This window comes from Metapseudomonas boanensis, assembly GCF_018704125.1.
Classification (GTDB): Bacteria; Pseudomonadota; Gammaproteobacteria; order Pseudomonadales; family Pseudomonadaceae; genus Metapseudomonas; species Metapseudomonas boanensis.
Window position 1 is genome coordinate 1 of sequence record NZ_JAGTIS010000027.1, and the last position, 18,244, is coordinate 18,244.

Here is an 18,244-nt window from a genome sequence, read left to right on the forward strand (position 1 = left end):
CGTCCAGAACCATGCTGGCAGCCTTGAGTTTGAATTCATTCGAGTAGGACTTACGCATTCCGACATACCTCAGATTTGGGCCATCATAGCGCCCGAGTGAGGTGTCCAAAATCATTAAGCCAGTTCAAGCTGGCTCCTACAAGGTTTCGCGCGCCTTCGATATGTCACTCCGCCCGACAAGTCCGCCAAGGAGGTGTTGCAGGCTGCTTTCCGAGGAAGGCGGGAAGCCGGCGCCAGACAGTCGATCCGCTCGGATACGCGTCCGCAGTACAGGCAGTCGACGCGACGCACCGGCAGTTGTAGCAGGACGCGCTGATCCTGCAGGTCACGATCCCGCACCTGGCGAATGTGCTGCTGCTCGTGGATCAACAGGTTGGGTCTGGCACGCGGCTGCAAATCGGGAAACGCTCGGTTTGGGGTTCAAGACTGATCAGCAGGGGGTGGGGGTTGGGATGTTTGGCGATTGCCAATTTACCCACTTCCCCGACTGTCAACTCGCTCTTCCCCCAGATTCTGCGAAGAACCCAAAAAAACGGCGCGCGGGCAGCAATCCCGGGCGCCGTAAAACTGCCTTGCAGCTGTGGGTACCAGGATGCCGGACGTGGTCACCGGCACCCCGTAGCGGGGCTTAAAGCAGCCCCAGCTCCTGCGCGGTGCGATCCACCGCAATCCTGGTCTTGGTGACCAGCTCGTCGATTTCGGCACGGGTCGCCACCAGAGCCGGCGCCATGATCATCCGGCCCAGGGTGGAGCGGATAATGACGCCCTCCTCGAAGCCAATGGTGCGGCAGCGCCAGGCGATGTCGCTCTCGTTGTCGAAGCGCTTGCGGGTCGCCTTGTCCTCGGCGAACTGCAGCGCGGCGACCAGGCCTGTGCCCTGGATATCGCCCACCAGCGGGTGATTGCCGAACACCTCCCGCAGGCATTGCTGCAGATATGGGCCGGTGTCGCTCTTCACCTGGGTCACGACGCCCTCGTCACGCAGTGCCTTGAGGTTGGCGATAGCCACGGCAGCCGCTACCGGGTGCCCGGAGTAGGTCAGACCGTGGGCGAACACCCCGCCCTTTTCTACCAGCACTTCTGCCATACGCTTGCTCAGCACCAGGCCACCCATGGGGATGTAGCCGGAGGTCAGACCCTTGGCGATCGACAGGGTGTCCGGCTCGAAGCCGAAGTGCTGGTGGGCGAACCACTCGCCCGTCCGGCCGAAGCCACCGATCACCTCATCGGCGCACAGCAGCACGTCGTACTTGCGGCAGATACGCTGGATTTCCGGCCAGTAGGTTTCCGGCGGGAAGATCATGCCGCCCGCGCCCTGGAAGGGTTCAGCCACGAAGGCCGCTACCTTGTCGGCACCCAGTTCGAGGATCTTCTCCTCGAGCTGGCGAGCGGCGCGCAGGCCGAACTCTTCCGGGGTCAGGTCGCCGCCATGGGCGAACCAGTAAGGCTCGTCGATGTGCTCGATGTCCGGCAGCATGCCGCCCATCTCGTGCATGAACTTCATCCCGCCCAGGGCCGTGGCGCCCAGGGTGGAGCCGTGGTAGCCGTTCCAGCGGCCGATCATGATCTTCTTCTCCGGCTTGCCGAGGATCTGCCAGTAGCGGCGCACGGTACGGATCAGCACCTCGTTCGCTTCCGAGCCGGAGTTGGTGTAGATGGCGTGGCTGTAGTGGCCCGGCAGCAGGCTGAACAGCAGCTCGGACAGTTCCACCACCGCCGGGTGGGTGGTGTGGAAGAACATGTTGTAGTACGGCAGCTGCTCCAGCTGACGGGTAGCGGCGGCGGTCAAGTCCTTGCGGCCGTAGCCGAGGTTGGTGCACCAGAGGCCGGACATGCCATCGAGGTAGCGCTTGCCGTCGTTGTCCCAGAGGTGGAGGCGCTCGCCGCCAACGATCACCCGCGGGCCTTCGGCGTTCAGCGCCTTCTGGTCGAGAAAGGCGTGGATGTGGTGGGCCGCATCCGCTGCCTGGTAGTCACGGGTTTCGCGTTGGGCCTGGAATTGAGCGTTCATTGTTAGGGGTCTCCTCGTCCCGGTATGCAGTGATACCGATGCTGGCTGAAGGCGATGGCCAGGGAAATTACTAAATATGTATTCGCGCTATACGAAAAAGCTGCCCTGCCCGCCGCGCGCTCCAGCGCGGGGCGCACGGCGGGCAAGGCCCGGCAAGAAGCCGGGTGAGGTCGGGGCGTGGCGCACCCCGGATAAATCGATCAGCGGTCAGCCGCTTCGCCGGTGACCTGCTCCAGGGGTTCGGGACGGAACAGGTCCTTGCGCATCACGACCTTGATCCAGACGACGGCAATCACCGACACCAGGGCCAGCACCACACCGGCGATGCCGAAGATCTTGCCGGTCATGTCCGGGCTCGGCGAGGCGTACCAGATGGCATAGAACATCCCGGCGATGCCGAAGATCTGCGGCCACGGATAGAACGGGGTCTTGAACGGACGGGCGATGGCCGGGTAGCGGCGGCGCAAGGCGATCACATCGATGTGGACGATGATGTAGGCCAGCAGCCAGGCCAGGGCCGCGGCGAGCAGCAGCAGGTTGATCGACGCGGCGTCCTGCCCCATCACCAGGATCGGCAGGCCGGTGATGGCCGCGACGAACAGCACCGCCACCCAGGGCGTGCGGGCACGCGGGCTGAGACGTTTGAACTGCGGGAAGGCCTGGCCGTTCTGCGCCATGCCGTAGAGCATGCGCGGAATGGCCGCCAGCGAGGTGTTCAGGGTGCTGCAGGTAGCAGTCACGGCAGCGATTACCAGGAACGCTTCGCCTGCCTTGCCGAACACGGCAGTGGCGAACAGGTAGTGCGGCAGTGCATCGGTGGTCAGCGCTTCCTGCGGCAGCATGAACAGTGCACCAAGGCAGTAGAGGCCGATGGTCACGAAAATCACGGTCAGGCCAATGATCATCGAGCGCGGGATATTACGCTCCGGCTTGCGGGTTTCCTCCACCAGCGGGCAGACGAACTCTGCCCCGACAAAGCCCCACACGGCCAGTGCGGTGAGGGTCAGCACACTCGCGCCCATTGGGTTCCAGTCACCCTGCAGGACAGTGCTGGCGGTTTCGCTCGGCGCGCCTTCGACGATGGCGGCCACGCCAATTACCAGCAGCACGACCACCATCACCACCGCCAGGGCAGTCTGCAACTTGGCGAAGATGTCGATGCCCATCAGGTTGAGCACAGTGAACAGCCCTAACACGCCAAAGGCGATGCTGAAGGGCGGGAAAACGCCGGGGTAGACCTTGCCGACAATCAGGTCGAGCAGCAGCAGCTCGGCCGAGAGGGCGAACATGGCCACCACCACATAGCCGGAGAAGGTCGCCAGGATGGCCGGAAAGTGGCCGATGGCAACTTCGGTGTAACTGCTGAGGCCACCGGCACGCGGAATCATCAACGACAGTTCGGAGAAGGAAAACGCATAGCTCAGGGCCAATAGGTAAGCCAGCCCGAGCGGAACGATGAAGCCCAGGCCGGAGAAACCCGCGCCCTGCAGCATCAGCACCATCACGCCCTGCGACACCACCAGGCCGATGGCGACCGCCAGCAGCGACCCCAGGCCCAGGACCCGGCGAAAGCCGCCCTCCTCCACCAGCCCCTGGGCAGGAACGGAAACACTTGCACTCATGACACTCTCCCGATCTTGTACTTGTTATTCGCCCGTCTGGCCGCGTTGGGCCGGCAGGCTTTAGTGGACGAAGGACGGAAGCGCCCGCCTTCGTCATCCACGCCCCTCATCGGCATCGCAAATCCCGATGCCGAGGGGCGCAATCCTTAACGGGCTGCCCAGGCGTTGAAGCGCTCCTCCAGCTCCTCGCCGTGGTTGACCCAGAACTCGGCATTCACCAGCTGCGCATCGGCCAGGTTGGCCGGCGCGGTTGGCAGTTGCTGCAGGGTCTCGGCGGGCAATGTGGCCAGGGCGTCCTTGTGAACCGGGCCGTAGGGAATCTGGGTAGAGAAGGTCTTCTGCGTTTCGGCCTGGCTGGCAAAAGCGATGAAGCGCTCGGCCAGCGCCTTGTTCGGAGTGCCGCGCACGATGGCCCAGTGGTCCGGGTCATAGAGGTTGCCGTTCCAGACGATGGCAAGCGCGGAGCCTTCCTTCTGCGCGGCAGCGATACGCCCGTTGTAGGCGGCGGACATCACCACGTCACCGGCCATCAGCCATTGCGGCGGCTGGGCACCGGCTTCCCACCACTGAATGTAGGGCTTGATCTGATCCAGCTTGCGGAAGGCACGTGTCACACCCTCAGGGGTTTCCAGGACCTTGTAGAGGTCTTCGCGCTTGACTCCATCGGCCAGCAGAGCGGCCTCCAGGGTGTACTTGGCGCCCTTGCGCAGACCACGCTTGCCCGGGAAGCGCTGGACATCCCAGAAGTCCGCCCAGGAGGCCGGCGCGCTGGCCAGCTTGCCGGCGTTGTACGCCAGCACCATGGACCAGACGTAACTGGCCACGCCACATTCGCTCACGGTTCCCGGCATGTACTGCGCGGACTCACCGAGCACCGCCGGGTCGATGCGCTCGAACAGACCTTCCTCGCAACCACGCAGCAGCTCAGGGCTTTCCACTTCCACCACGTCCCAGCTGACCTGCCCGATGTCGACCATCGCCTTCACCTTGGACAGTTCACCGTTGTACTCGCCGGCCACGACCTTGGCGGCGCCGCTTTGCTCGAAAGGTTTGAAGTAGGCCGCTTCCTGCGCGGCCTTGGTGGCCCCGCCGAAGGAGATCACGGTGAGACTCTGGGACTGCGCCATGGCCTGGTTACTGGCAGCAGCCAGAAATGCAAGACCAACGGCAACGCGAATGCACGGGGGCAAGGACTCTTTCATGGGAACTCCCTCACTTCTCTTTGTGGTTGTGATCAGTTGCTGAGGCAGGCATGGCCAGAAGCCGTGAATCCGCGCGTGACACCACGCGACAGGAATGGATCTTTTTATGGGCGGCCGCATTGCTGCAGGGGCATCGCGGCCGGGTCGTCATCGCAACCTCAACGCAGCTGGAACCAGGTGGTTTTCAGCTGGCTGTATTTGTCGAAGGAATGCAGCGAGAGATCGCGGCCGAAGCCCGATTGCTTGCCACCTCCAAAAGGAACGCTGACGTCCAGGGCGTCCACAGTGTTGACCGAAACAGTGCCCACCTTGAGCGCGCGGGCCACACGGTGTGCGCGGTTCAGATCGTCGCTCCACACCGAGGCCGCCAGGCCATAGATGCTGTCATTGGCCAGGCGCAGGGCCTCTTCCTCGGAGTCAAAGGCGCTGATCGCCAGGACCGGGCCGAACACCTCCTCGCGGGCCAGTTGCATATCGCTGGAGACATTGTTGAACAGGGTCGGCTCGACGAAATTGCTGGAGCCGTTAAAGCTCAAGCGACGACCGCCACCGAGCAGTTGCGCGCCCTCGCCCTGGGCCTGCTCGATGAAGGCCATGATGCGGGCCGTCTGCCCGGAGTCGACGATGGCACCGGCGCGGCTGGCCGGGTCCAGCGGATCGCCCGGCATCCATTGGCGGGCCTTGTCGATCAGGCGCTCGACGAACTCGTCCTGGATCGAGCGCTGTACATAGAGCCGCGAGTTGGCCGAACAGACCTCGCCCTGGTTGAAGAAAATGCCGAAGGCTGCCTTCTCCGCCGCCAGATCGAGGTCGCGGCAATCCTCGAACACCAGGTTCGGGCTCTTGCCACCGCACTCAAGCCAGACCTGCTTGAGGTTGGACTGGGCCGAATACTGCATGAAGTACTTGCCCACCTGGGTCGAGCCGGTGAACACCAGGCAGTCGACATCCGGGTGCAGGCCGAGGGCCTTGCCAGCATGCTCGCCAAGGCCGGGTACCACGTTCAGCACGCCTTCCGGCAGGCCGGCCTCAAGCGCCAGCTCGGCCAGACGCAGGGCGGAGAACGGTGACTGCTCGGCGGGCTTGAGCACCACGCTGTTGCCGGCGGCCAGAGCCGGAGCCAGCTTCCAGGCGGCCATATCAAGGGGGAAATTCCAGGGCACCACGGCGGCGATCACGCCCAGCGCCTCGCGGGTGATCGTGGCCAGGGCGTTCGTCGCGGTCGGCGCCACTTGGTCGTAAAGTTTGTCCAGGCATTCGCCGTACCAGGCGAACACATGGGCGGCGCCGGGTACGTCGATGTTCCAGGCATCCATCACCGGTTTGCCCATGTTCAGCGAGTCCAGCAGGGCCAGCTCCTCGCGGTGTTGCAGCATCAGCTCGGCCAGGCGCAGCAGCACCTTCTTGCGCTCCACCGGTGCCATGCGCGCCCAGGGGCCTTCGTTGAAGGCACGGCGCGCTGTCCGCACGGCCAGGTCGACCTCGGCCACGCCACAGGCAGCCACGCGGGCCAGCAACTGGTTGGTCGCCGGGTTGATCGAGTCGAAGGTTTCGCCGGATTCGGCGGCCACCTGGCGGCCACCGATCAGCGCCTTGTCATTGAATGCTTGCCGGGCAGCCTTCTGCTGCCAATAGCCGAGATCGAACACGCTGCACTCCCAGATCGACCGTCTGTGCGGTCATGTTGTTATTCGGGTCGGGGAGATGTTGCTCCAGAGTCCGGCAGAGGAAAATTATTAAAAATATGCTCGAGTCATATGAAAAAACTCGGCAGCGCATTCAGCTCCCGGCGCGCCCGCTGGGGTAAGGTGCAGCTCATGGAGCGCTTGAGCTCCACCAATAAGAACCACCCGCCCGGGCCCCTGCCTGAGGCTGTGAAGCAGAGGTTTCCGTGGCTTCCTATACCTTGCGACAACTGAAGTATTTCGTGACGACGGTGGAGTCCGGCAGCGTGGCCGAGGCCTCGCGCAAGCTGTATATCGCCCAGCCGTCCATCTCTACCGCGATCAAAGGCCTGGAAGAAAGCTTTGGCGTGCAGCTGTTCATCCGCCACCACGCCCAGGGGGTCTCGCTGACACCCAGCGGCGCGCGCTTCTACCAGAAGGCCCAGGAACTGCTGCGCATGGCTCGCGAGTTCGAGCAGAACGCCCTGGCGGACAACGACATCGTGGCCGGGCAGATCGACATCGGCTGCTTCGAGACCGTGGCCCCGCTTTATCTGCCGCAGCTGATCGCCGGTTTCCGCGAGCTTTACCCTGGCGTCGACATCCGCATCCGCGATGGCGAGCAGCAGGAACTGGTGCAAGGCCTCACTGCCGGCACCTTCGACCTGGCCTTCCTCTACGACCACGACCTGGACAGCACGATCGAAACCGAACCGCTGATGCCGCCGCAGAAGCCCTACGCCCTACTCCCGGAAAACCACCGTTTCGCCGGCCAGGCCCAGGTATCGCTGCGCGACCTCGCCCTGGAGCCGATGATCCTGCTGGACGTGCAACCCAGCCGGACCTACTTCGTCAGCCTGTTCATCGAACTCGGCCTTTCGCCGAACATCGTCTTCAGCTCCCCTTCTATCGAGATGGTGCGCGGCATGGTGGGCCAGGGCTTCGGCTTCTCCCTGCTGGTCACCCGTCCGCACTCGGAATGCACCTACGACGGCAAGAAAGTGGTAATGGTCGACATCGCCGAACCCGTCGCCACCTCTGGTCTGGTTGCCGCCCGCCTGAAACGCGCGCAGCTGACCAAACCTGCACAGCTGTTTGTGGATTTCTGCCGGGAGCGGCTGGCGCAGAAGGTCGAGAAACGTTCGTAGTTGGCGCAGGTTGGGCAGGTCCCAGCGCAAAGAGGCCGGCCAAACGAGGTGAGCGGGTCGTGACTCAAAGGTCAGGGGTGGCGGGTTTGAGTATCACCCGATGCTGTGGTGAATCTTCCAGGGATGAGGACCACGAACGGCGCCAACAGCAACAGGTTGCCCAGCGCCACGGCCAGCCCCAGGCATGACCGCGATCACCCTTGAAACGGCCGCCGCTCAGCACCTTGAGGATGAGCACACCGATGCGATGAGCGAGCACGGTGAAAAAAGTCAGTGATGAAGGTCATTTCGTGAACGGGAGCTTCTAGTTGAAAGGATGGATTTCGACTGATTCTGGGACAAAAATCCCTTGGTGATTGCGGCTAGAAGATAATTGGCCAGCTTGCAGTTGTTCCTGCATTGCAGTGCTGCATGGCCGACAATCAGAAGATCGTACGCCGGTTCTTAGCGCTTCACGCAGACAAACAATGCATTCCCGGACGTACCGCCCCAGGGAGTGATCCGTTCGTAGTCATGCTCGAAGACGTGCACCTCGAAGTGTGGCTGCAACAGTTGCTGAAGCTCGGTGAAACTCAGGGCGACCATGGCGTGTTCGTCCTCCCAGGCCTGGGTCACCCCTGCTGCGGTCCTCTCGATGCTGAGGCGCAGCGCCTGCCGCTCGCCCTCGCCGCTGTAGTACCAGCCGGAACCGAAGGTAAAGTGGCTGCCCTCGTGCTCCACGGCATGGCGCACAAATGAGCGGTTGTCGATCAGCCGCTTGTCCACCGCGTTGAAGCAGAACACGCCGTTATCCTCAAGCGCGCCGTGCACGCTGGCCAAGCACACCCGCAGTTGCTCCAGCCCGGCGTTGTAGTGGATCGAGTAGAGGAAGCAGGTGACCAGATCCAGCGGCTCGCCCACTCGAAATCCCGCCATGTCCTGCCGACTGAACTGTGCCTCGGGACAGCGCAACTGGGCGATATCCAGCATCGGCTGATTGATGTCCAGGCCGGCACTGCGGTAGCCGAAGTCGAGGAAATGGCGCACGTGCGGCCCGGTGCCACAGGCAAGATCCAGGTGCCTGCGCCCCTGATTACCGAACAACTGGTGCAGCCGGCGCACGCCGTGGCTCTGCGCCCGGTAGTCGATGTCGGCGCACATCAGGTCGTAGTAAGTGGACAGGTCGGTGTACAGCGCGTTGGAGGACATAAGCAGCCAGAGGTTTGACGGGGGTTTCCGATCAGCATGGTACCTCAGCCCCGAGCGCTTCCCACCGAAAACAGACGTCCCGTACCAGCCGCTGGGAGCTGCTTCTTGCTAGACCAACGCCTTCCTCTCCGAGCGACGGCTGTACGAAGAGGTGCATCTGAACCTGGCCTATCGCTGGTTCTGCCGGCTGGGCCTGGAAGACGAATAAATCTATCCCCTTTTCGCGAGTCGTCGGCGACGACAGCATCATGACCGCCAATCAAAAATCCTCAGGCAGATCGAGAGTCACCTTGTCTGATTCGACGGATAAAGACCGGCAAGCCGTGCTATCAGAACACCAACATAAAAGACGCCTGAGAACTCTTCGACCATGACAAGTGAGCGGGCGTGGTTGGTCAATGGGAGAACATCACCGTAACCGGTGGTCGTGAGCGTCGTGAAGCTAAAATAGATCAGCTTGAAGAAAGTGCCAGGCTGTGTGAAGTCGAGGCGGCCGGGGCCGAATGAGCCCGCACTGGATATCTCGACCAGGGCATAGATAAAGGACCAAATGAAGGCCAGCATGATGTAACCCGCAAGCGCGCCATGCAGCTTGTCGGCTGTAATTGGTCCCCGCTTGAAAATATAGCGAAGCACTCCACCAAACGAGACGGCAAGAGACACCGCAAAAGTTATCCCGGCCAGGACAAGAATCGCGATACTTTCAGCCCACAACGCCGTCCATTGAAGGCCAACTCCAACCATCGCCAGACCCAGTTTGAGAATGAACCCCCACCGAGTCTGCCTGGTGGCGAGGGCGCCCACGAGTAGCACGATCGAAAACAGAATGCCGAGCAACGTGCGAGCGAATATGCCTTCCTCAAGAAAGGGAAACAGGAGGATCAATCCTAATAAGAGCAGCAATAGATAGGTGCAGGGCCCTAGGCCAATTACCATCTGAGCTAAATCCTCGTCGGATTCGGCATTGTCTTTCGGATTTGTCATAGCAGATTCCTGGAGACCGGACTAAGGCTCGTGACTTGACATTGCAAGATTGAGATCTGACTTGGCTTTAGAAGAGTCGGCGTTGGAAATTCTAGTCGCCAAACTCAGAAATATGGATTGCGCAACGAGCCGAGTCGAGCTTGAAGCAGCCGCCAGGTGGGAAGCGCCAAGGTACAGCCAACACGGTGGGAGCTGCCAACAACGCTGCCTTTGCCGAATGAATCCACTCCTGCAAACAGCCAGGTATTCGGCATCCTCCCTGCTGGATACAGGTATCCCACTCTCGGGCCCCTTCCCGCGCCAGTCGCCCCTGGAAAGGAAAGGGATGACTCGCCCGGATGGATCGAATCAGGCCTGCAGCCGGTTCACAGTCCTGCGCTGACCTCGACATGCTGGATTCCGGCACGTCGGAGCAGGTGCTTGCAGCGCTCGGAAAGGTGCACGACGCGAAGATGTTTTCCGGCTTTGGCATAGCGCTCGCGCAGGGTCGTCAGCGCGGCGATGGCGGAGTAGTCGACGAAGCTCAAGTGACGGCAGTCGAGGGTCACTTGCGGCGGATCGTTGGCCGGGTCGAACAGATTGAGGAAAGGCGTGGTGGAAGCGAAGAACAGCGTACCGTGCAAAAGATAGAGCTTGCTGCCATCGGCCTCCACATGAGTGTCGGCGTACAGTTCGCGGGCATGTTGCCAGGCGAAGTTGAGCGCGGCGATGACGATTCCGCACAGCACAGCCATGGCCAGGTCGGTGAACACCGTGATGACGGTCACCGCGAGGATCACCAGCACGTCGTGAAACGGCACCCTGTTGAGCACACGCAGTGAGGCCCAGGCGAAAGTCTGCTGTGCTACCACGAACATCACCCCGACCAGGGCAGCCAGCGGAATGCGCTCGATCAGTGGCGAAAGAAACAGTACGAACAGCAGGATCATCACCCCGGCGACCACGCCGGAGAGGCGACCGCGGCCGCCGGAGCTGAGATTGATCATGGTCTGTCCGATCATCGCGCAGCCGCCCATGCCACCAAACAGACCAGACACCATGTTGGCTGCGCCCAGGGTCACGCACTCGCGGTCCGGGTAGCCCCGACTTTCGGTGATCTCATCGGTGAGGTTCAGCGTCAGCAGGGTTTCCAGCAGGCCGACCAGGGCCATCAACACGGCGTAGGGAGCAATGATGCGCAGGGTTTCCAGGGTCCAGGGCACCACCGGCAGGGCCGCGCCGGGCAGACCGCCGGCGATGTGCGCCATGTCGCCGAGGGTGCGGGTCGGCAGGTCGATCAGATAGACCAGCACGCCGACGCCGAGGATCGCCACCAGCGCCGGCGGCACGGCGCGGGTCAGGCGCGGCAACAGGTAGACGATGGCCATGGTCAGCGCCACCAGCCCCAGCATCAGGTAAAGCGACGTGCCGCTCAGCCAGGTTTCGCCAGCTTTGAAGTGCTCCAGCTGGGCCAGGGCGATGACGATTGCCAGGCCGTTGACGAAGCCGAGCATCACCGGATACGGCACCATCCGCACCAGCTTGCCCAGGCGCAGCAGACCGAAGGCGATCATCACCAGCCCGCCCAGCAACACGGTGGCGAGCAGGTACTGCACGCCATGCTGTACCACCAGGGCGACGATCACCACGGCCATCGATCCGGCGGCGCCGGACACCATGCCGGGGCGGCCGCCGAACAGGGCAGTCAGAGTGCAGATGATGAAGGCGCCGTACAGTCCAACCAGCGGATTTAAATGGGCGACCAGAGCAAAGGCGATGCACTCGGGCGCCAGGGCGAATGAAGTAGTGAGTCCGGCCAGGACATCGGCGCGCAGGCGGGCTGGCTTCATGGCTTTCCTGAGAGGTGGGAGGGGATTACGGAAGGCGACGGATGTTACGGAATCGAAAGCGGTCCGGCCAGCCATTCTCCGGGCGACAGCCGTCGGATATGCGGGGGGAAAGGCCTGCCCTGCCAACTCCCCAGGGGCAGCTGCGCCGCCCTTGGCAAATGAATTGGCTTTGTCTGCGTTAGCTGTTGCCAGGAATCAACGGCCGGGCAGAGAACCTTGCAGCAACAGGGAGACGCCGAACTATTGCTCGCGGACCGGACCTTTTCGCGAGCAAGCTCGCTCCTACAGGAGAGGCATCACGTTGCACCACTCGACAGAGACAGATCCTATTCATTCGCCCCAACAAGGAAACGCGTCGCCTCAAGGGATACGGGTGACTCCGCGCGGTTGGTTGCTCCGCGGTCATGCGGCTACGAGGTAGCCGAAGACCTGGATCTCGATCAGGCACCCGCCCAGCCGGCTTTCGACACAGGCGCGCACGGGCTTGCGGTGGCCCTCCAACCAGTGGTCGTACACCTCATTGACCAGGTCGAAGTGCGCATAGTCGGCAATCCAGATCTGCACACGAATCAGGTCGTCCTTGGTCACTCCGGCCCGCGCCATGAGTGTGTCGATAGCCGCCAGGGCCTGCCGCGCTTGCTGCTGGACGCCCAAAGTGAGGTCTTCGGCCACCACACCTGCGGTTTCGAAGTGGCGGCCGTACCTGACCGCCATGGACATCCTGTTGCCTTCGTCGAATCGTTCGATCATGTCGTGTCTGCCTTGCAGTCCATATTGTGGCCCAAGCCGGCCAGCGTAAAAAACGCACCGGGCAGCGCTGCGAGCGAACCTGCCCGATGCAAAGGACGACCGTAACCGGACGTCACCCGACGGTTCTTTACAGCTGGTTGATGCACACCACCTTTGGCTGGGTCATTTCCTCGTAGGCGAAGCGCACGCCTTCGCGTCCCAGGCTGCCGTACTTGAAGCCGCCGAAAGGCATGGCATCGAAGCGGTAATCGGAGGAGTCGTTGATCATCACCCCGCCCGCCTCGATGCGCCGCGCAGCCCCCAGGGCCTGTTGCAGGTCGTTGGTGAAGATGCCGGCATGCAGGCTGTATTCGGGCTCGTTGGCCAGCGCGATGGCGTCCTCAAGGGTGTCGAAGGGTTCGAGCACCACTACCGGGGCGAAGACTTCGTTGCGCCACAGGCGACTGCCGTGGTCGACCTTTTCCAGCACGGTGGCGGCATAGCAGGACCCCTTGCGCTGGTGGCCACAGAGCAGGCGTGCACCCTCCCCCAGGGCTTCGGCAACGACCTGCTCGGTGTTCTGCGCAGCTTGCTCGGTGATCATTGGGCCGATATCGGTGTCCGGGCTGGCCGGGTTGCCGACGACCAGGCTCCCGGCCAGGGCGACGAAGCGGTCGCGGAACGCTTCATAGATCGAAGCCTGGATCAGCAGTCGTTGCGTGCCGATACAGTTCTGCCCTGCGGCCCAGAAGGCGCCCGAGGCGCAGGACTCGACGGCGGCCTCGAGGTTGCAATCCGCCATCACGATGACCGGTGCATTGCCACCCAGGTCCATGGCCAGCTTTTTCAGGCCGGCGGTACGGGCGATATTTTCTCCAGTAACGAATCCGCCGGTGAAGGAAATCATCCGCACCTCACGAGCGGCGACCAGGGCCTTCCCCAAGTCCGCGCCGCCGGTGGCCAGGGTGACCACGAACTCCGGCAGCCCCGCTTCCACCAGGCAGCCAACCAGTTTGATTGCAGACAGCGGCGCCAGCTCCGACGGCTTGAGGATGACCGCATTGCCGCCCGCAATGGCCGGGCCGAGCTTGTGTGCCACCAGGTTCAGTGGATCGTTGTAGGGCGTGATCGCCACGATCAGGCCCAGCGGATCACGCGTGAACCAACCCTGGCGGGACTCGGAGCCCTCGTAGGCATCGAAAGGCACCACCTCGCCGGCATTGCGTCGGGCCTCCTCCGCCGAAAGCTTCAGCGTATTGACGCAGCGTTTGACCTCCTTCTGCGCCTGTCGAATGGTCTTGCCGGCCTCCTGGACGATGAGCCGAGCGAAGGCTTGCGCGTCCCGTTCGACCAGCTGCGCTGCCTGTTCGAGAATCCGTGCCCGCTGATGGCGCGCCAGCGCGGCACAGGCGCGAGTGCCACGGCGCGCCTGCTCCAGCAGGCCGGGAACATCCGTCACACCCAGGCATGGCACGGAGCCGATGAGGCTGCCATCGAAAGGATTGAGTACATCGATCTGATCTTGTGCCACGGCCATCGCTACGGCGAGACGGGATACGTTCACGAGTCTTCTCCCCTTATTTCTTCGATACGGACTTGTGGATGGCGACGATGTCCGACAACAGCGCAAACGCGGTTTCGATCCGTCCGGCACCCGGGCCGGAGACGGTCACCGCACCCAGCAACTCAGTGTTGAAGGACACGGCGTTGGTCGCGCCGGAGATGCCTGCCAGCGGGTGGCTGTTGTCCAGCAGTCTGGCCTCGACGCTGGCGCTGACTGCGCCAGCAGCATTGCGGGTGGCGGAACCAATCAGCTTCCAACGTTCGCCGCTCTGCTGCGCACGCTCGATATCGGCGGGGCTCAGCGAGGTGATGCCGCTGCAGTTCACATCGTTGACGGTCAGCTTGGCGTCGAGCAGTTCGTTGGCCAGGATGACCACCTTCAGGCGCACGTCATGTCCCTCTACATCCGCCGTCGGATCGGCCTCTGCATAGCCGAGTTCCTGGGCCTTGCGCACTGCATCGGCAAAGCTCAGCCCCTCCTCCATGCGGGTCAGCACGTAGTTCGAGGTCCCGTTGAGGATGCCTTCGAACCCGGTGATCACTGCGCCGGGCAGGGTTTCCCGGGCCATGCGGATGACCGGGGTGCCGCTCATCACCGAACCCTCGTACTCGAAGCACACGCCGTTGCGCTTGGCCAGCGCCTTGAGCTCATCGGCATGCAAGGCGATTGGTCCCTTGTTGGTGGTGACTACGTGCTTGCCGCCTTCCAGGGCCCAGCGGCAGAAGGTGGTAGCGGGCTCGCCATCCACCGGATTGGTGAAGGTGGCCTCGGCGATGATGTCGGCACCGGATTGCTTGATGATGGTTTCGTTGAAAGCCTCGGCGGAACCGCCCGGCAACTGCGCGAAAGCGCCCTTGGAGCTCGGCAACTTGGCCAGTTCGGCGGCATCCAGCCCGTCACGAGCCATGATCGAGCCAAGGAACAGGTCGGTCACACCGACGATCTTCAGGCTCAAGCCCAGTTCTTTCCGCCAGCTCTGGTTACGTTCGGCGATCAGTTGCGCCAGGCCACGGTTAACACCACCAAAACCCACCAGTGCGATCTTGTATTCAGTCATCAAATTGCCTCCCATTCAGGCAGTTGCTCTATGGACACCAGACTAAGAGGGAGGCCCTGTCAGTTGAATATGGCTATCTGCTGTATTTATTGGTCGTTTTGACCATTGATGAAAACTTTCCACAAGCTTGAAAGTTGCGCAGCCGAAAGCCCCAGGCTTGCTGGAAAGTTGAACGGTCTTTACTTGCTGAAATGGGTAATAGCGACGAAACAGGGAACGGCCACGGCATGGCGCCAAGTTAGATACCGCGGGGCTGCACGGGAGGGTCGATTAAACCAGGCGAGGACTTCTATTCATGTTGGCCATATCTGTGCGATCAAGCCCTGGAAGTTGGCTAATCGACGAAGGCGATAGCCAAGTAGGTTGGCGTCGGGACTGCAAAACTTGATATCTGGCATGACGAGGTAAGTGTCTTGGCCAAGGCATGTTGGGTTTCGCTCGACTCAGCGCCAACCCACGCACTATGACTTTCACGTCAAACTCAAATGACGGACGAGAGCACGAAAGAGGTGACGGTATTCTCGACTCCGGGCATGGCGGATATCTCCTTCCATACATTGTGGACGCGCTCGGGGCTCGAGGCGCCGACGCGGACCATGAGGTCGAACTCTCCACTCATCACTTCGCATTGGACGATTTCCGGGATGGCGCCCAAGGCTCGCAAAACTTCGTCCCCGCGCATGCGGTCGTAGCGGTAGACGAAGATCACGGCGCTGATCTGGGACGATTGCCTGCGTCCGTCGCCCTCAATAATCGTGTAGCCCTGGATGGCTCCGTCACGCTCCAGCCGCTCGATCCGCTGACGCACGGCATTGCGCGACAGATTCACCTTGGCAGCCAGCTCGGCGTGGGCGATCCGCGCATTAACGGTGAGTTCCGCCAGGATGCGCTCATCGAGTGGATCCAGTATTCGCTTCATCGCGCGCCCACCTGCATCACAGCTCAGCCAACGCCCTGGCAATGGTATCCAGATCGCCCACCCGAATTGACTGCGGGTGGCCAGCGCGCCGCCCCGGGGCCGAGACAGGCGCGGCCATGACACCCAACCCAGCGAGCAGTGCCGCCGACTTGACCGGTGAAAACTCACCCAGGGTCACCATGGGCGTCACCATGCTGCGCCGATAGAGTCGCGCCGCGAGGACTCCCGTGGCCGTGTGCGGGTCGATGACATAGCCGGTATCGCGGAACAGCGCGGTGATCTCATCGATGGTCTGCTCATCGGTCACGGCATAGGAGTCGATGAGCATGCGCGCCTGCAGCCAGTGTTTGTTGGCGATGCTCAGCTCACCGGTAGTTTCAAAAGAGTCCATGAGTGCCCTGACGGCCTGGTCATCATGACCGTAGAGCTCCCAGACAAAGCGCTCCAGGTTGGAAAAGATGGAAAAGTCCATCGCCGGAGAGACGGTCCTGTTCGCTTGCCGCTTCGAGTACTGGTTCTTGTGGACGAACTGGTGCAGGGCATCGTTGCGGTTGGTGGAGATGATGATCTGGTTGATCGGCAGGCCCATCTTCTGGGCGATGTACCCGGCATACACCTCAGCGAAGCTGGCGGCCGGAATGCTGAAGCCGATGGGCCGCACGCCCCCACCCAACTGCAGCGCGGCATGGAAGTAGAGGACGATCTGGGCCATCACACCGACCCAGTTGGTGGAGTTGAAGCCGATGGCCCGAACATTGGCCAAGGGCCATTGGCGGAACAGCTGAGCGACCATGGCCTGGCAATCGTCGAAGCTGCCATCTACGGCGAAGGCCAGCACCCTGGCCGGGTCGGCGTCCTGCAACTCGTTGAGACGATCCTCCGGCACGCCGTTGCTCGGATACAGCACCATGACCCGGCTCTGCTCGCAGCTTCCGAACGCTTCTATCGCGGCAAGCCCGGTATCGCCGTTGGTGGCACCCACCACGACCGCCTGTTGCTGGCGCCGATCGAGGAAGTAGCTCACCAGGCGAGCGTGCAATTGGGCGGCGAAGTCCTTGGAGGCCCGGGTTGGGCCATGGAACAGTTCCAGCACCCATTCGTTCCGATCCACCTGGTGCAGCGGTGCAATGGAGCGATGGCCGAAGGCGCGATAGGTGTCCTTGAGCAGGCCTTTGAGATCGTCCTCCGGAATCGCCTGGCCAACGAAGGGGCTCATGACGCGCCAGGCCAGCTCATCGAAAGGCAGCCACGACCAGTAGGTGACCTCCTGGGCGCTGAACACCGGCAGGCTCGCCGGGACGTACAATCCGCCGTCTTCGGCAAGCCCGGACAGGACCACGGTCTCGAAGTCCGCACGCACGGCAGCGCTTCGTGTACTCACATAGTGCATGTTTAACTCCGACCACTCATTTGTATCGATGGGTCTGCGCCACCAGCCAGGTCGAGAACGTCATCGCATCAGGATGCAGATCCGCCCCGGAACTGCGCACCAGGTAAAAGGACTCGCTGGCCTCGATCCTCTGGGTGAAGGGCTCCACGAGGCGCCCCTCCCTGAGCAACTCCTCCACCATTGACGACCGAGCCAGTGCAATGCCCTGCCCCAGTTCGGCCATGCGCAAGGTGGAAATGAGGGTGTCGAACTGCATACCGGTGGAATAGTCGACATCGTTCGCGCCGACCCTCTTCAGCCAGTAGCCCCAGCCCTCCTCGTAGCCCAATACGTGCAGCAGCAGGTGGTTGGCAACGTCGGCGGGCTCGCGGAGCGGCGACTGCGCCATCAACTGAGGGGAGCAGACCGGGAACAGCGTGTCCCAGGTCAGGCGCTGGGAGACCAGCCCCGACCACTGGCCGTGGCCCCAGCGGACTTCCATGTCGTCCTCGCCGTCCAGTTCCTTGACCCACAGGTTGCTGATGTAGCGAATGTCCACGTGCGGGTGCGCCTGACGAAACTCGGCAAGCTTGGGTGCCAGCCAGTGGACGAGGAACGCCAGGCTGCCGCGAATCTTGATCGGCCGCCGCTTGTGCTGGCCGAAGATCTCGTTGGTGCCGACCGCCAGCCGGGTGATTGCGTCCTGTACCACCGGCAGGTACGACTGCCCCTCTTCCGTGAGACTCAAGCCCCGTGGCAGGCGCTTGAACAGCGCCACGCCCAGATGACTTTCCAGCTGGCGAATCTGTTGGCTCACGGCGCCCTGGGTCAGGTGAAGCTCCTCGGCCGCATGGGTGAAGTTCAAACTCCGCGCGGACACTTCGAACGCACGCAGCCAGTTCAGTGGAGGCAAGGCCTTCTGATTCATGCTTGGCACCTCATGGCATTACCCCTCACT

Annotated in this window: 14 protein-coding genes and 2 pseudogenes; 2 read left to right on the forward strand and 14 right to left on the reverse strand. The window is 62.4% G+C overall.

Annotated features, from left to right (window positions below; genetic code table 11):
* Positions 1-207: 207 nt before the first annotated feature.
* From J7302_RS27195 to J7302_RS25110, 5 genes and pseudogenes are all read right to left on the reverse strand, one after another.
* Positions 208-437: pseudogene (locus J7302_RS27195) on the reverse strand (ISL3 family transposase); the annotation flags it as partial.
* A gap of 191 nt (positions 438-628) precedes the next feature.
* The gene (locus J7302_RS25095; RefSeq protein ID WP_215381268.1) at positions 629-2,011 is read right to left on the reverse strand and encodes an aspartate aminotransferase family protein; all 1,383 of its coding nucleotides are present in this window, start codon (positions 2,009-2,011) and stop codon (positions 629-631) included.
* Positions 2,012-2,211: 200 nt separating this feature from the next.
* Complete coding sequence (locus tag J7302_RS25100) at positions 2,212-3,633, reverse strand: APC family permease (RefSeq protein ID WP_215381270.1); 1,422 nt, start codon at positions 3,631-3,633, stop codon at positions 2,212-2,214.
* Between the two features lie 146 nt (positions 3,634-3,779).
* Entirely contained in the window at positions 3,780-4,835 is a 1,056-nt protein-coding gene (locus tag J7302_RS25105) for an ABC transporter substrate-binding protein (protein ID WP_215381272.1), read from the reverse strand.
* 158 nt (positions 4,836-4,993) lie between these two features.
* Positions 4,994-6,484 carry an aldehyde dehydrogenase gene (locus J7302_RS25110; RefSeq protein ID WP_215381275.1) on the reverse strand — a complete coding sequence of 497 codons (1,491 nt, stop codon included), beginning with the start codon at positions 6,482-6,484 and terminating at the stop codon, positions 4,994-4,996.
* Between the two features lie 242 nt (positions 6,485-6,726).
* On the opposite strand from J7302_RS25110, the gene J7302_RS25115 reads away from it, so the two are divergent.
* Entirely contained in the window at positions 6,727-7,647 is a 921-nt protein-coding gene (locus tag J7302_RS25115) for a LysR family transcriptional regulator (RefSeq protein ID WP_215381278.1), read from the forward strand.
* Positions 7,648-8,091: 444 nt separating this feature from the next.
* Here the strand turns inward: J7302_RS25115 and J7302_RS25120 are convergent, their stop codons facing one another.
* Positions 8,092-8,835, reverse strand: coding sequence for a class I SAM-dependent DNA methyltransferase (locus J7302_RS25120; protein WP_215381281.1), 744 nt, complete (start codon positions 8,833-8,835; stop codon positions 8,092-8,094).
* Positions 8,836-8,962: 127 nt separating this feature from the next.
* On the opposite strand from J7302_RS25120, the pseudogene J7302_RS25125 reads away from it, so the two are divergent.
* Positions 8,963-9,040, forward strand: a pseudogene (locus tag J7302_RS25125) (transposase); the annotation flags it as partial.
* An 80-nt stretch (positions 9,041-9,120) separates the two neighbouring features.
* On the opposite strand, the gene J7302_RS25130 reads toward J7302_RS25125, so the two are convergent.
* From J7302_RS25130 to J7302_RS25165, 8 genes are all read right to left on the reverse strand, one after another.
* Positions 9,121-9,819 carry a potassium channel family protein gene (locus J7302_RS25130; protein ID WP_215381283.1) on the reverse strand — a complete coding sequence of 233 codons (699 nt, stop codon included), beginning with the start codon at positions 9,817-9,819 and terminating at the stop codon, positions 9,121-9,123.
* 365 nt (positions 9,820-10,184) lie between these two features.
* Positions 10,185-11,648: a SulP family inorganic anion transporter gene (locus J7302_RS25135; RefSeq protein ID WP_215381285.1), complete on the reverse strand. Its 1,464-nt coding sequence runs from the start codon at positions 11,646-11,648 to the stop codon at positions 10,185-10,187.
* A 402-nt stretch (positions 11,649-12,050) separates the two neighbouring features.
* Positions 12,051-12,398, reverse strand: a complete 348-nt coding sequence (locus J7302_RS25140) for a Rid family hydrolase (RefSeq protein WP_251702262.1) — start codon at positions 12,396-12,398, stop codon at positions 12,051-12,053.
* Positions 12,399-12,525: 127 nt separating this feature from the next.
* The gene (locus tag J7302_RS25145; protein ID WP_349814476.1) at positions 12,526-13,941 is read right to left on the reverse strand and encodes an aldehyde dehydrogenase family protein; all 1,416 of its coding nucleotides are present in this window, start codon (positions 13,939-13,941) and stop codon (positions 12,526-12,528) included.
* A 13-nt stretch (positions 13,942-13,954) separates the two neighbouring features.
* Positions 13,955-14,998 (reverse strand): homoserine dehydrogenase, encoded by a 1,044-nt coding sequence (locus J7302_RS25150; protein WP_215381287.1) that lies wholly within the window; start codon positions 14,996-14,998, stop codon positions 13,955-13,957.
* Between the two features lie 481 nt (positions 14,999-15,479).
* Positions 15,480-15,917, reverse strand: coding sequence for an Lrp/AsnC family transcriptional regulator (locus tag J7302_RS25155; RefSeq protein ID WP_215381289.1), 438 nt, complete (start codon positions 15,915-15,917; stop codon positions 15,480-15,482).
* Positions 15,918-15,933: 16 nt separating this feature from the next.
* Entirely contained in the window at positions 15,934-17,307 is a 1,374-nt protein-coding gene (gene thrC / locus J7302_RS25160; RefSeq protein WP_215381292.1) for a threonine synthase, read from the reverse strand.
* A 16-nt stretch (positions 17,308-17,323) separates the two neighbouring features.
* On the reverse strand, positions 17,324-18,214 hold the full coding sequence (locus J7302_RS25165; protein ID WP_215381295.1) for a LysR substrate-binding domain-containing protein: 891 nt from the start codon (positions 18,212-18,214) through the stop codon (positions 17,324-17,326).
* Positions 18,215-18,244: the final 30 nt, after the last annotated feature.